Source organism: Nonomuraea sp. NPDC048892 (assembly GCF_040649735.1).
GTDB lineage: Bacteria > Actinomycetota > Actinomycetes > Streptosporangiales > Streptosporangiaceae > Nonomuraea > Nonomuraea maheshkhaliensis.
On sequence record NZ_JBEZFZ010000003.1, the window covers coordinates 201,873 to 216,211 of the forward strand.

11 protein-coding genes are annotated in these 14,339 nt (G+C 72.8%); 4 read left to right on the forward strand and 7 right to left on the reverse strand.

What is annotated here, in order from left to right; genetic code table 11:
* Positions 1 to 72: 72 nt before the first annotated feature.
* Positions 73 to 822, reverse strand: coding sequence for a TetR/AcrR family transcriptional regulator C-terminal domain-containing protein (locus AB0C28_RS10645; RefSeq protein ID WP_358073690.1), 750 nt, complete (start codon positions 820 to 822; stop codon positions 73 to 75).
* A gap of 111 nt (positions 823 to 933) precedes the next feature.
* Between AB0C28_RS10645 and AB0C28_RS10650 the strand changes: the two genes are divergently transcribed.
* On the forward strand, positions 934 to 2,382 hold the full coding sequence (locus tag AB0C28_RS10650) for a DHA2 family efflux MFS transporter permease subunit (RefSeq protein WP_358073691.1): 1,449 nt from the start codon (positions 934 to 936) through the stop codon (positions 2,380 to 2,382).
* A gap of 57 nt (positions 2,383 to 2,439) precedes the next feature.
* On the opposite strand, the gene AB0C28_RS10655 is transcribed toward AB0C28_RS10650, so the two are convergent.
* From AB0C28_RS10655 to AB0C28_RS10675, 5 genes are all read right to left on the reverse strand, one after another.
* A complete protein-coding gene (locus AB0C28_RS10655) occupies positions 2,440 to 3,606 on the reverse strand; it encodes a VWA domain-containing protein (protein WP_357845290.1) in 1,167 nt (388 codons plus the stop codon).
* Positions 3,607 to 3,686: 80 nt separating this feature from the next.
* Entirely contained in the window at positions 3,687 to 6,020 is a 2,334-nt protein-coding gene (locus tag AB0C28_RS10660; protein ID WP_358073692.1) for a DUF5682 family protein, read from the reverse strand.
* Positions 6,017 to 7,081: an AAA family ATPase gene (locus tag AB0C28_RS10665; protein WP_358073693.1), complete on the reverse strand. Its 1,065-nt coding sequence runs from the start codon at positions 7,079 to 7,081 to the stop codon at positions 6,017 to 6,019. The genes AB0C28_RS10660 and AB0C28_RS10665 overlap by 4 nt, the downstream gene beginning before the upstream one ends.
* Positions 7,078 to 8,433 (reverse strand): DUF5691 domain-containing protein, encoded by a 1,356-nt coding sequence (locus AB0C28_RS10670; protein ID WP_357844753.1) that lies wholly within the window; start codon positions 8,431 to 8,433, stop codon positions 7,078 to 7,080. Before AB0C28_RS10670 ends, AB0C28_RS10665 begins: the two co-directional genes overlap by 4 nt.
* Entirely contained in the window at positions 8,430 to 9,932 is a 1,503-nt protein-coding gene (locus AB0C28_RS10675; RefSeq protein ID WP_358074411.1) for an SWIM zinc finger family protein, read from the reverse strand. Before AB0C28_RS10675 ends, AB0C28_RS10670 begins: the two co-directional genes overlap by 4 nt.
* A 240-nt stretch (positions 9,933 to 10,172) precedes the next feature.
* Here AB0C28_RS10675 and AB0C28_RS10680 point away from each other — a divergent pair, with 240 nt between their 5' ends.
* The 3 genes from AB0C28_RS10680 to AB0C28_RS10690 are packed head-to-tail and all read left to right on the forward strand — an operon-like array spanning position 10,173 to position 13,216.
* Positions 10,173 to 10,718, forward strand: a complete 546-nt coding sequence (locus AB0C28_RS10680; protein WP_357844750.1) for a cupin domain-containing protein — start codon at positions 10,173 to 10,175, stop codon at positions 10,716 to 10,718.
* 56 nt (positions 10,719 to 10,774) lie between these two features.
* Entirely contained in the window at positions 10,775 to 11,644 is an 870-nt protein-coding gene (locus AB0C28_RS10685) for a UTP--glucose-1-phosphate uridylyltransferase (RefSeq protein WP_357844747.1), read from the forward strand.
* Positions 11,645 to 11,677: 33 nt separating this feature from the next.
* Positions 11,678 to 13,216, forward strand: coding sequence for an aldehyde dehydrogenase family protein (locus tag AB0C28_RS10690; RefSeq protein WP_357844744.1), 1,539 nt, complete (start codon positions 11,678 to 11,680; stop codon positions 13,214 to 13,216).
* A 47-nt stretch (positions 13,217 to 13,263) separates the two neighbouring features.
* Here AB0C28_RS10690 and glnII read toward each other — a convergent pair whose 3' ends face one another.
* Positions 13,264 to 14,283, reverse strand: coding sequence for a glutamine synthetase (gene glnII / locus AB0C28_RS10695; protein ID WP_357844741.1), 1,020 nt, complete (start codon positions 14,281 to 14,283; stop codon positions 13,264 to 13,266).
* Positions 14,284 to 14,339 lie beyond the last annotated feature (56 nt).

Below are 14,339 nucleotides of genomic sequence, written 5' to 3' on the forward strand. Positions count from 1 at the left end.
GGCCCCGGTCCGCACATCGGGCCCGGGGCCTAGGCAATTCGGCCTAAGGCGCCGAACGCGCCCGTCCGGTCGTCAGGGGTCGCGGGGCATGCGGGCCTCGATGCCGTCGAGGATCAGGTCGAGACCGTAACGGAAGCGCTGCTCGCCGTCGTCGGCGATCAGGTCGTCCACGTGTTTGACCACGTACGGGAACCGCTCCGGCGGGATCGCCCGGTAGTAGCCGGCGATCTGGCCGACGAACGACCGGAAGTACGCCTCGGGATCGTCCATCCCGGCCGCCCGCATCCGCGCGTAGTGCAGGGATGCCTCGTAGGCGTCGCCGACGATGTAGAGGGACAGGCGGTCCATCGCCACCGACGCCTCCCGCGGCGCCATCCCGGCCTCGATCAGCAGCCCGAAGAGGAACTCGCCCGCGCGGATCGAGTTCTCGCCCGTCGGGATGGTCGCCAGGGCGGCCCTGGCCACGTCGGCGTGCGCGCCCAGCACGCGGTGCGCCTCCATGGCGTACGCCCGCAGCTGCTCCTTCCATCGGGCGGGGTCGCGCTCGGGCAGCCTGATCTCGCCGAGCACCCGGTCGTAGATCAGCTCAAGCAGCTCCTCCTTGCCGGCCACGTGCGCGTACAGCGAGGCGGGGCCGGTGTCGAGCTCCTGGGCCACCCGTCTCATGCTGAGCGCGTCGAAACCCTCGGCGTCGAGGATCCGCAGGCCGGTGTCGATGATCAAATCCTGGCTGAGCTGCCGTCTGGGCTGCGGGGGCTTGCGCGACCTGCGCCACGGGGGCGCCGGGACCTCGCCCTCGCCACGTTCCTTCCGATCCACCATGCGCTCACTGTACCCCGAACGCCGTACTTGACACGAACAGTGTTCGCCCTTAAAACGGTGTTCGTAACGAACGCCGTTCGTTAAGCACGAACACTGTTTAAGGAGTCCCTCATGACCGTCACCGCCGCAGCGGCGGCCGGCGTCCAGCCCTATCGCCTGCGCTGGGCCGCCCTGTTCGTCATCCTGGCCGCCGAGGTCATGGACCTGCTCGACGCCCTTGTGACCACGATCGCCGCCCCCACGATCCGCAAGGAGCTGGGCGGCTCCGAGAGCCTGGTGCAGTGGCTCGGCGCGGGCTACACCCTGGCCATGGCCGTGGGCCTGATCACCGGTGGCCGGCTCGGCGACCTTTACGGCAGGAAGCGCATGTTCGTGATCGGCGCCTGCGGCTTCACCGCCGCCTCGCTGCTGTGCGGCGTCGCCGGCAGCCCGGAGCTGCTGATCGCGGGACGCGTGGTGCAGGGCCTGTTCGGCGCCGTGATGATCCCGCAGGGGCTGGGGATGATCAAGGAGATGTTCCCGCCGGAGGAGCTGGGCAAGGCTTTCGGCATGTTCGGCCCGGTGATGACCATCTCCTCCGTCGGCGGCCCCGTGCTGGCCGGCTGGCTGGTGGACGCCGACCTCTTCGGCACCGGCTGGCGCATGATCTTCCTGATCAACCTGCCGATCGGCCTGGCCGCCATCGTGGCCGCGCTGCGCTGCCTGCCGGAACATCGCCTGTCCGGCGCCACCAGGCTCGACCTGCCCGGCGTCGCGCTCGTCTCGGCCGCCGCGTTCCTGCTCATCTTCCCGCTCATCCAGGGCCGCGAGTCGGGCTGGCCGGCCTGGACGTTCGTCTCGATGGCCGCCTCCGTCGTGGTCTTCGCCCTCTTCGGCCGGTACGAGTCCCGCCGCGCCAGGGCCGGCCGGGACCCGCTGATCACCCCCAGCCTGTTCCGCAAGCGCTCCTTCAGCAGCGGCCTCGTGGCCGGGCTGGCCTTCTTCTCCGGGATGATGGGCTTCGGCCTGGTCTTCAGCCTCTACACGCAGCTCGGCCTGGGCTTCACCCCGCTCCAGGCGGGCCTGGCCGCCCTTCCCCAGGCGCTCGGCGGCGTGGCCGGCTTCGGCCTGGCGATGTCCGGGCTGCAGGCGAGGCTCGGGCGCGGCCTGATGCAGATCGGCACCCTCGTGATGGCGGCGGGCGCGGCCGTGCTCGCCCTCACCATCCACCTCACCGGGGTCGACGTCTCCGGCTGGCAGCTCTCCCCTGGTCTGGCCCTGGTCGGGATCGGCATGGGGCTGACAATGGCGCCGTTCTTCGACATCGTGCTGGCCGGGGTCGAGCCGCACGAGACCGGCTCCGCCTCCGGGACGCTGACCGGCATCCAGCAGCTGGGCGGCGCGGTGGGCACCGCCGTGCTGGGGACGCTCTTCTTCGACCTGCTGGCCTCCGGGTGGGGGTTCGGCGCCTCCATGCAGGCCACGGTGTGGGTGGAGGTGGGGTTGCTGGCGCTGACGTTCGCGCTGACGTACCTGCTGCCCCGCCACGCCCGGCCGGAATCCGAGCCGCAGCACGCGTGACCGCCCGCGCCGGCTTCGTCCGGCCTGGGTCAGCCCAGGCCGGGCGGCGTCGGAGCGTCAGAGGGTGGTGTGGCGTTCGGCCCACTGGGTGATGTCGCGCCGCTCGATCGCGGCCGCCATCAGGTCGGGGAAGGCGTCGGGCGTGCAGGCGAACGCGGGCACGCCCATCGCGGCCAGCGCGGCGGCGTTCTCGTGGTCGTAGAACGGCGCCCCCTCGTCGGACAGCGCCAGCAGCACGATCACCTGGACGCCGGCCTGCGTCATCGCCGCCACCCTGCGCAGCATCTCCTCCCTGACGCCGCCCTCGTACAGGTCGCTGATCAGGATGAAGATCGAGTTAGCCGGGCGGGTGATGAGGCCCTGCCCGTAGGCGATGGCCCGGTTGATGTCGGTGCCACCGCCGAGTTGCGTACCGAAGAGCAGCTCCACCGGGTCGTGCAGCCGTTCGGTGAGATCCACCACCGCCGTGTCGAACACGACGAGGGACGTCTTCAGCGCCCGCATCGAGGCCAGCACCGCCCCGAACACGCTCGAATACACCACCGAGGCCGCCATCGACCCGCTCTGGTCGATGCACAGCACCACCTCGCGCTGCACCGACCGCTGCCTGCGGGCGTAGCCGACGAGGCGGGAGGGGACGACGGTGTTCTTCTCCGGCAGGTAGTTCTTGAGGTTCGCCCTGATCGTCCGGTCCCAGTCGATGTCGGCCACCCGCTTGGGGCGGTGGGTCCTGGCCGACCGGTCGAGCGCCCCGCTGACCGCCGCCCTGGTCTTCTGCGCGAGCCTGCGCTCCAGCTCGGTCACCACCTTGCGGACGAGGGTCCTGGCGGATTCGCGGGCCTGGTCGGGCATGACCTTGTTGAGCGCCAGCAGGGTGCCGACCAGGTGGACGTCCGGCTCCACTGCTTCGAGCATCTCGGGTTCGAGGAGGAGCCTGGTGAGGTTGAGCCGTTCGATCGCGTCCTTCTGCATGACCTGAACGACGGTGGAGGGGAAGTAGGTACGGATGTCGCCGAGCCAGCGGGCCACCCGGGGCGCCGACGCGCCGAGCCCGCCCTCCCTGCCTCCCGGTGTGCCGTCGTCCCGGCCGCCCCGGTCGTAGACGGCGGCCAGCGCCGCGTCCATCTGCGCGTCCACGCCGTCCAGCCCGCACCCGGTGCCGTCGGCCGCCCCACCCCCGAGCACCAGCCGCCACCGCCGCAAACGCTCGTCCGCCGCGTTCATCCGCCCGGCCGCCGGATCCACCCGCCCGTCGCCCGCGTTCATCCGCCCGTCCCCTGGATCCACCCGTCCATCCCCCGCGTTCATCCGTTCGTCCTTCCGATGATCGACAGGACGGTCGCGACGGCGGGCGCGGCGCGGTGCTCGTCCAGGTCCTGGTCCCGGTCGGCGTCGTCGCGGCCGGCCGAGCGGAGCCGTTCGCCGATGGATCTGCGTTCCGGCGCGGCGAATCCGCCGAACGTGCGGCGCAGCAGCGGCAGCACGTCGGTGAACTGGTCTCCGGACAGCCCCGTCAGCCAGTCGTCCACCAGGCCGAGCAGACGCGGGTCGTGCACCAGCAGCAGCCCTCCCCCGGACAGGAACCCCTCGACCCACGCCGCCGCCCGCGCCGGAGCCTGGCCCCGGGACATGGCCCTGGACATGCGGTCACCGGCGTCGCCGAGCTCGCCCGAGTCGAGCAGGATCCTGGTGAGACGCCCCTCGATCAGCCCGTGCAGGTCCTGCCGGTCGCTGATGCCCCGCAACGCGACCATCCACCGCCCGCGCGGCGACGCCACCGGCCCGGCCTCCTCCACCACGTCGGAGTGCGCGGCTCCCGGCGGCGCGTCCCCAGCCGGGACGTCGGTGAGGAGGGCGACGGCCGAGTGGACCGCGTCCACGTGCTTGAGCAGGTCGGCCGCCGCGTCGTCGTCCAGCCCCGTCACCGCCACCGGCAGCCCGACGCAGATGCGTTCCAGCATCGAGCGGACGATCACCGCCAGCCCGTCGGCCGAGGTGCCGCGTACGTCGCCGTACCGGTGGGCGCGCACCATCGCGGGCAGCGCCGCCATCAGGTGGGTGACGTCCGTGTCGAGCGCCGCCTTGGCCGACAGGGCCGCCAGCACGCCGGGCAGCGCCTGCGGCAGGTCCGCCAGCAGGCACTGTTCGACCAGCGACGTCAGGTCGGCCAGCGTCGCCGACGGCGCCCCGGCCAGGTCGCGGGCCCGCTGGGCGGCGGCGGTCGGCACGGTGGTGCCCAGGGCGGCGTGCTCGATGAGGGCGAGGTCGTGCTCGGGCCGCCACTGGAGCGTCCACGTCTCCCTGAACGTCCCCTTCCCGCGGGCCTGCCCCGGCGTGCCCCAGCCCACCCCGAGCAGCCGCAGCCCGTGCAGCAGGTGGCTGCGGTCGAGGTCGAGGGGCTTGCGCAGGTCGAGGTCGATCTCGCGGTCGAGCGCCTCCGGCTTGAGCTTCAGCCGCCGCTGCCGCTCGCGCAGGTCGCGCTGGAGCGGCACCATCGGGGTGCCGTCGGAGACGTGGCCGAGCCGGTCGCCGACGACCATGCGCCGCTGGATCAGCTCCACGGCCAGGTCGTCGCCCTCGCACAGCACCGCCCTGGCCGCCTCGGTGACCTCGCCGAGCCCGGCCAGCGGCCGGCCGCGCAGCGCGGCCAGGCTGCCGGCCAGCCGTACGGACTCGATGACGTGCGCGGACGAGACCGCCAGCCCTTCGTCACGCAGCACCGCCGCGGCCGCGGCCAGCCACCGCTCCACGGGCCGGTCGGGGGTTTCGAACAGGTGGTGGTACCAGCCCGGCGAGGTGATCCCCGCGCCGTAGCCGCTCCAGGAGGCGAGCCTGCCGTACGTCCACGGCACCCAGGTCAGCTCGGCCTTCACCTTCGGCAGGCCGCGCAGGACGGCGTTGTCCGCGGTCACGGACGGCAGCGGGCCGGTCAGCGCGGGCACGTGCCAGGCGCCGCAGATCACCGCGATCCGCCCGAAACCCTGCTTGATCGCCGCGCGGAGGGTCTTGCGCATGTACGCCTCGCGCCTGGCCTCCCGCTCGTCCGGCCGGTATCCCTCGCGTACGGCGGCCATGGCCTCGGCGATGACCTCGAACGGCGTGTCACCGCCCCGGTGCTCGACGACGTCCTCCCACCAGCGCTCGGGATCGTCGTACCCGGCCGCGGCGGCCAGCGCCCCGATGGGATCACCCCGCATCCCGGGCTGCGGCGCGTCGAGCCCCGCCCCACCGGGTCTCCGGCCGTCGGGCCCCGCCTTGCCGGGCTCCTGACTGCCCGGCTCGTGACCGCCGGGCTCCTGATCGCCGGGTTCGGCATCCGACGGTTCGCCGGCCAGGGAGTGGGCCGCGGGCAGGTCGCAGAAGCGTACGGGGACGCCGGCGGATGTGCCGTACCGGATCGCCTGCCACTCCGGCGAGAACTCCGCGAACGGCCAGAACGCCGCGCGGGCCGGCGCCCCCGGCACGTGGGCGAGCAGCGCGACCGGCGGCTCCAGGCCGGGCGCGTGCGTGACGAGGGCGTCGGCCTCGGGCGGGCCCTCGATGAGGATGGCGTCGGGGCGCAGGCGTTCGAGCTCGCGCCGCACGGCCCGCGCCGAGCCGGGCCCGTGGTGGCGTACGCCCAGGACGGAGACGCTCATGAAGTCTCGCGGCACGCGCGGTAGAAGTCGCGCCAGTCGGAGCGTTCGCGCACCACCGTCTCCAGGTATTCGCGCCACACCACCCGGTCCGACACCGGCTCCTGCACCACCGCGCCGACGATCCCCGCGGCCACGTCGGACGGCCGCAGCACTCCGTCGCCGAAGTGGGCCGCCAGCGCGATACCGCTGGTCAGGACCGAGATGGCCTCGGCCGTGGACAGGGTGCCGCTGGGCGACTTGAGCTTGGTGCGGCCGTCCTCGGTGACGCCGGCACGCAGCTCCCTGAACACCGTCACCACCCGCCGGATCTCGGCCAGCCCGGTCGTCGTCTCCGGCAGCTCCAGCGAGCGTCCGAGCTGGGCGACGCGGCGGGCGACGATGTCGACCTCCTCCTCGGCGGTGGCGGGGACCGGCAGGACGACGGTGTTGAAGCGGCGGCGCAGCGCGCTGGACAGCTCGTTGACGCCGCGGTCGCGGTCGTTGGCGGTGGCGATGACGTTGAAGCCGCGCTCGGCCTGCACTTCGCGGTTGAGCTCGGAGATCGGCAGCGTCTTCTCCGACAGGACGGTGATCAGGGCGTCCTGTACGTCGGACGGCATGCGGGTGAGCTCCTCGACCCGGGCGATGCGGCCCTCAGCCATGGCGCGCATCACCGGCGACGGGGTCAGCGCCTCCATGGAAGGGCCTTCGGCCAGGAGTCTGGCGTAGTTCCAGCCGTACCGGATGGCCTCCTCGGCGGTGCCGGCGGTGCCCTGCACGAGCAGCGTCGAGTCGCCGCTGACAGCGGCGGCCAGGTGTTCGGACAGCCACGTCTTCGCGGTGCCGGGCACGCCGAGCAGCAGCAGCGCGCGGTCGGTCGCGAGCGTGGCGACGGCCACCTCGACGATGCGCCGCGCGCCCACGTATTTGGGGGTGACGCGGTCGCCGTCGCCCAGGATGTACGTGGTGACGGCCCACGGCGACAGTTTCCAGCCGGGTGGCCTGGGACGGTCGTCGTCCTTGGCCAGGAAGGCCAGCTCCTCGGCGTACTGGTCTTCCGCGTGCGGGCGCAGAACGGTCATAGGGGGAGCTCCTTGTACATGTCAGCGCGGAACCGTAGCAGGGCGGCGACCCGCTGGATGGGCTCCGCGGGTGAGAAGTCCTCGGCCAGCTCGTACAGGGCCGGGTCGATGTGCTCGCCCGCCAGCTTGACCAGCTCGCCGAGGTTCCACGGCTGGGTGGCGGCCACTTTCACGATCTTGCGCAGCACGGCCGTGGCCAGGCCCTCGCCCCAGAGGGACGACACCCCGCCGAGCACCATGATCAGCTGGCTGTCGAGGTCGTGCTGGTGCACGAACCGGGCGGCCAGCTCCTGCTGCTCCTCCGGCGGCAGGGATTCGAGCAGGTCGGCGATCGGGTCCCAGCCGAACATCGCCCGCGCCCACTCGGGGTCGCGCTGCAGCACCGCGGCGCGTACCCAGGCCGCCTTCACCTCGGCGTCCCAGTCGGGGATCCGCATCGCGAGCAGCGCGGAAGGCGGCCGGTCCCACAGCGCCAGGGGGGCGCGGGCGATGATCTGCTGCAGCCACCAGGCGCGCTCGCCGATGCCCCGGGGCGGCTTCGCGCGCACGCCGTCGCGTTCCATCGCCTTGTCGCAGGCCGTGGGCGCCTCGACGGCGATGACCTCACCGCCGCTCTCGCGCCGGATCGTCACGCAGGCGCGCACCCGCTCGGCCATGCGCCGGGACATGCGCGAATCCGGCAGGCGGGTCAGCAGGTTGGCCGCGGCCTGGCGCACCTCTCTGCGCCGGTCGTCGAGCGCCTGCTCAAGGAACGGCTCGTCCTCCATGCTCAGCCCTTCGGCCAGCACCTCCACGAACCCGGCCCGGTCGTCGGGCGTCTCACGCTCCCACGAGCTCTCCAGCAGCCGCCTGGCCCCGGCCGGGTCGGCCGCCCTGAGCGCGCTCAGGTGGGCCCGCCGGTCGGCGGCCCCGCCCAGTTCCCACGTCTCGCCCGTGGGCTCCTCCAGCAGGTAGTCCCAGGCCGGGTTCTGCCCGGCCAGCCACCGGCCGCGCCGGCCCGCGAGCACGCCGAGGTGCACCCTGATCGAGCGGTCGCGCCGGCCGCGGTCGAGCAGCTCGGGCAGCGCGTACGCGGGCACCCTGCGCCCGGTCGCGGCGGCCGCGGCCAGCCACTCGGGCAGCAGTCGTTCGTGCTCGCCGCCCATGATGCGGACGAGCCGTTCGGCCGCGCGCCTGCCGACCGCCTCCCGCTCCTCCTCGGGCGCGCGCTCCAGCCGCCCCGTCTCGCCCGCGCGCCGCCCCGCCCGCCGCCGCGCCACTTCGGCGGCGGCGGCTTCGAGCAGGTCTCCGGGGTACGGCCGGCGGTCGGTGCCCACGAGCGCCGTGGACGTCAGCTCCTCCCAGCCCGTCATGCCAGGATCACCGCCCTTCCCTCGTCGTCCCAGGTGGTCAGGGGTCTCAGGCCTTGCGGTGTCCATTCGACGACCACGGTGACCGGCCGCCCGCCGGAGACGGCGATCAGCCGCCAGGGGTCGCGGGAACGGGGATGCCAGGGCAAGCCGCCGAGCTCGGTCCGGCCGGGAACGACTCCGGCCAGGACGAGCGGCCACGACTCGGTCCACGGATCCTCGGCCAGCGCCCGCGCCACCTCGTCCAGCCCCTCTTCCACCGACACCCCCGGCGGCACGACTGCCACCGGTGTGGGGAGGGAGGGGGTGGTGGCGGGTGCCGGGGTGTCCGGTGGCGGTGGGGGTGTGAGGAGGACGTGGCGGGTGGCGACCAGGGCTCGTAGGGGGGCGGCGCCCGGGTAGTAGGTCAGGTCGGCGTCGATGGTCGTCCCCGTCACCAGGGAGGCGTCGAGCGCCTGGCCCTGGGGGGCGAACGACAGGATGAGGGCGGGGCGGCCGGTGCGGCGGCCCCGCAGCCAGACGCGGCGTGCCGTCAGCCGGTCCTGCTGCTCGTCGCGTCGCCCCAGGACGTCCCAATGGTCGCGCACGGCGGGCCCGGCCAGCACCTCTTCCCTGGTGACGGGGAACCCGGTGCGGATCAGGACGGTCTCGGCGAGCGGGTCCGGCAGATCGGCCCGTCTGCGGTAGGCGACGGCGAGCAGGTTGATCAGGGCGTATTCCTCCAGCAGCCGCCCCGGCCAGCCCTCCTCGGCCCGCACCCGGGACAGACGGGAGACGATGCCCGCCATGCCGGGGGCCTGGGCGTCGATGAGACGCTTGGCCAGCCCCTCCCAGTCGTGCTCGGCGGCCCCCGCCAGCCCTTGACGCACCTGGTCGGCCAGCCACCGCTCCAGCTCCCCCAGCCCGGCGGCGACCCGCGCATGCCGCACACTCTCGGCCCGCCCAGCCCCACCACCTCCAGCCCTGACCGTGCCCGAAGCCGCCCCACCGGATCCAGGCCCCTCCGCGCCGAGCCGGGACGGGTCAGCGGTGACTGCACCCTCCGCGTCGAGCGGGATGCCGTCGGCGGAGCTGGGCGAGGCTCCCTCGGCGGCACCTCGCGCCGCCCCGGCGGTGGGGTCGGGGTGGGCTTCGGTGCGGGCGGCTTCGAGGCGGGCGGCGGACTTCGCGGCGCGGGTGGCCCTGCCGTCCATCCACTCCGTCACCCACTGCGGTGCCGCCTCCAGCTCCGGGACCCCGTCGGCGGACCAGAGGAGCAGCAGCCCGAGCGCGTGCTTGCACGGGAACTTCCGGCTCGGGCAACTGCACCGGTAGGCGGGCTCGGTGAGGTCGACGCACGCCAGATAGGGCTTGGACCCGCTGCCCCGGCACTCCCCGAACACGACCAGGCCCGTCGTGCCGTGGGACGACCATTCGCCTGGCGCCGACACCCCCTGCGCCGCCTTGCGGGACGGCGCGTCAGGGGCGAGGGCGAGGACCTGATCCCGGCTCCACCGCTGCATCACCTGCCGCAGACTAGCCAGCCCGACCGACATTTAGGAGCCCGTCCAGCAAGACGGCTCCCCCGCTCGCTCCTGGCTCGGCTGCAGCCCGGCCCTGGCCGTCCCGTGGCTCGACCTGCGCCCGTCCGGAACGTCCGCCGTTCCGGAACGTCCGGGCCCGGCGTCCTGGCCCGGAACGTCCAGGCCCGGAACGTCCAGGCCCGGAACATCCACCGTCCCGAACCTCCCTAGACTCGTCCCGTGGAGTTGCGGATCTATCCCGACGGCCCTGCCGTCCAGGTGGCCGACGAGGCCGAAGCCCTGACCAGCCCGCTCGACGGACAGCTCGTCCTCGACGGCGACCGGTTCCTGCGCAGGGACGTCACGGGCGCCCCCGTCGCGTTCGTGCCGCGCCCGCCCGTCGCCGAGGCGCTCGACCTGCTGCCCCATCCCGAGGGCGGCTGGTTCCGCGAGACGTGGCGCTCGCCGGTGACGTTCGAGCCCGAGGGGTATGAGGGGGCGCGGGCCAGTGCCACCGCCATCTACTTCCTGCTGCATCCGGGCGAGGAGTCGGTGCCGCACGTGGTCAGGTCGGCCGAGATCTGGCTGTGGCACCGCGGCGGCCCGCTCAGCCTGACGATCGGGGACGACGACGTCCTGCTCGGGCCCGACGTGGAGCACGGGCAGGTGCCGCAGGCGGTCGTGCCCGGCGGGGTGTGGCAGTCGGCGCGGCCGGCAGGCGCGGAGGCGGTGCTGGTGAGCTGCCTGGTCTCCCCCGGCTTCGACTTCGCCGACTTCACCGCCTGACGCCGTCCCGGCGCCCCGGCAGCACCAGCCCAGCAGCACCACCCAAGGAGTGACGTATGGTCCGTAAAGCCGTGATCCCGGTGGCCGGTCTGGGCACCCGCCTGCTGCCCCTGACGAAGGCGCTGCCGAAGGAGATGCTGCCGATCGGCGACAAGCCCGTCATCGAGCACACCATCCGCGAGCTCGTCGACTCCGGCATCGACGAGATCACCATCGTCACGTCGGCCCGCAAGGAGCTGGTGCAGCGGCACTTCGCCCCGGACGACGACCTGGAGCGGCAGCTGCGCGAGGCGGGCAAGGACGACCTGGCCGCCGCGGTGGCCGAGCTGTCGTCGCTGGCGCACATCACGTACCTGTACCAGACGGGCCCGTACGGCAACGGCACCCCTGTGCTGAACGCGGCCCGCGTCATCGGCGACGAGCCGTTCATGGTGCTGTGGGCCGACGACGTGTTCGTGGCGGAGGTGCCGCGCGCCCGGCAGCTCAAGGCGGCCTACGAGGCGACGGGGGCGCCGGTGCTGGCCCTGATGCCGATGGAGGCCGAGGACGCCTCCCGCTACGGCGTGCCGGTCGTCGAGGAGGATCTCGGCGGCGGCCGGCTGCGCGTCTCCGGCCTGGTGGAGAAGCCCCGCCCGGAGGAGGCCCCCTCCCGGTACGCGGCCATCGGCGGTTACGTCGTCACCCCCGGCGTCGTCGCCGAGCTGGAGGCGGCCACGCGCCGCTGGCACGAGAACCCCCAGGGCGAGATCTACCTGACCGACGCGCTGCACCGCCACGCCGCCGCGCATCCGGTGTACGGCCAGGTCATCGACGGCACCTGGTACGACACGGGCTCACCGCTCAACTATCTGCGCGCACAGTTCGCCGCCGCGCTGGCCGATCCGGTGCACGGGCCGGAGCTGCGCAAACTGGCCTTGGAGAGCTAGCGTCTACCGGAGAACTTACGGAGGAGGGCCCCGGTGAGCCGACAAATCGTTTCCATCGTGGGCGGCAAGGACGCCGCCGCAGCGACCACGTACGACTCGACCAACCCCGCCCGCACGAGCGAGGTCGTGGCACGGGTCGGGCTGGCCGACGCGGACACGTTCGCCGCCGCCTGCCGCACCGCCAAGGAGGCGCAGCGCGAGTGGGCCAAGGTGCCCGCGCCGGTGCGCGGCAGGGTGATCGCCTCGATCGGGCGGCTGGTGGAGGCCAATGCCGAGGCGCTGGCGCGGCTGGTGACCGAGGAGATCGGCAAGCCGTACGCGGAGGCTCTCGGCGAGGTCAGGGAGATCGTCGACACGTGTGACTTCTTCCTGGGCGAGGGCCGCAGGCTGTACGGGCAGACGGTGCCGTCCGAGATGCCGGACAAGAACCTGTTCACCTTCCGCAACCCGATCGGCGTCGCGGCGGTCATCACGGCGGGCAACTTCCCGGTGGCGGTCCCGTCGTGGTACCTGGTGCCGGCCCTGTTGTGCGGCAACGCCGTGGTCTGGAAGCCCGCCGAGTACGCCGCCGCCTCCGCGCACGCGATGTTCCGGCTGTTCACGGCGGCGGGCCTGCCCGACGGGGTGCTGAACATCGTCTTCGCCGACGGCGCCGACACCTTCCGCGGCCTTGAGCTGGCCCTTGAGCAGGGCAGCGTGCAGAAGGTGGGCTTCACCGGCTCCAGCGAGGTGGGCAGGAAGGTCGGCGAGCTGACCGGGCGGCACCTGCAGTCCGCCTGTCTGGAGCTGGGCGGCAAGAACCCCATGGTGATCATGCCGGACGCCGACCTCGACCTGGCCGTGGAGGGCGCGCTGTTCTCCGGGTTCGGCACCGCGGGCCAGCGCTGCACGAGTCTCGGCACGGTCATCGTGCACGAGAGCGTGCACGACGCGTTCGTCGAACGGTTCGCGCGGGCCGTACGCGAGGCCGAGATCGGCGACCCGGCGGGCGACGTGCTGGCGGGGCCGCTGCTCGACCAGAAGTTCGCCGACCGCTACGAGGAGTACCTGACCTGGATCCAGCCCCACCACCAGGTTGTCACGGGCCCGACGGGCCGCGTCACCGGCGGCAACCCGCGCGGCGGCTTCGACGGCGCCGGCGGCCTCTACTACCACCCGATCGTGGTGGACGGCGTGCGGCCGGGCGACCGGCTGTTCATGGAGGAGACATTCGGCCCGATCGTGGGCGTCACCACGTTCGCCACCCTGGACGAGGCGGTCGAGCTGGCCAACCTGCCCGGCTACGGGCTGTCGAGCTCCATCTACACCACCGACCCGAAGCACGCCTTCCGCTTCCGCGAGGGCATCTCGGCCGGCATGGTCAGCGTCAACAACTCCACCTCGGGGGCCGAGGCGCACCTGCCGTTCGGCGGCAACGGCAAGTCGGGCAACGGCAGCCGCCAGTCGGGCATGTGGGTGCTCGACCAGTTCACCCGCTGGCAGGCGATGAACTGGGACCATTCTGGACGCCTGCAGAAGGCGCAGATGGACGTGGCCGAGATCGTCCCCGATCTGGGCTTCCGCCTGGCATGAGAAACGGGGCCCCGGAATCCGGGGCCCCGTCACTCGCAAGCGGTCGGTCAGACCTGGCCGGCCTTCTCCAGGGCCGAGCAGCAGGTGTTCACCAGCAGGCGGGTGACCACGTACGGGTCGATGTTGGCGTTGGGACGGCGGTCCTCGATGTAGCCCTTCTTGTCCACCTCGACCTGCCACGGGATGCGCACCGAGGCGCCGCGGTTGGAGACGCCGTAGGAGTACTTGTTCCACGGGGCGGTCTCGTGGTGACCGGTGAGGCGGGACTCGATGTCGGCGCCGTACTGGGTGACGTGCTCCATCGGCTTGTCGCCCTCGCCGAGCGCCTCGCAGGCGGTGATGATGGCCTCGTAGCCCTCACGCATGGCCTTGGTGGAGAAGTTGGTGTGCGCGCCGGCGCCGTTCCAGTCGCCGCGGGCGGGCTTGGCGTCGAGGGTGGCCTCCACGCCGTGCTCCTCGGCGGTCCGGTAGAGCAGGTAGCGGGCGACCCACAGGTGGTCGGCGACCTCGATCGGGTCGGCCGGGCCGACCTGGAACTCCCACTGACCCGGCATGACCTCGGCGTTGATGCCGGAGATCTTCAGGCCGGCGGCGAGGCAGCGGTCGAGGTGGAGCTCGACGATCTCACGGCCGAACACGGCCTCGGCGCCCACGCCGCAGTAGTAGTGGCCCTGCGGGGCGGGGAAGCCGCCCTCGGGGAAGCCGAGCGGGCGGCTGCCCTTGAAGAAGGTGTATTCCTGCTCGATGCCGAACCAGGACTCCTGCGCCGCGAACTGCTCGGCGACCGGGCGCAGCAGCGCACGCGTGTTGCTGACGTGCGGCTCGCCGTCGATCTCCTCGACCTCGCACAGGACGAGCTTGTTGTCGCCGCCGCGGATCGGGTCGGGGCAGGTGAACACCGGGCGGAGCACGCGGTCCGACGAGTGGCCCTCGGCCTGGTTGGTGCTGGAGCCGTCGAAGCCCCAGACCGGGGGCTCGGCTCCGTCGGCCAGGATCTTCGTCTTCGAGCGCAGCAGAGCCGTGGGCTCGGTGCCGTCGATCCAGATGTACTCAGCCTTGTAGCTCACAACGGTCCTTTCGGGGTTTCTCTCAGCCACGCCGAGTCTTACGGATGGCCGTTTCC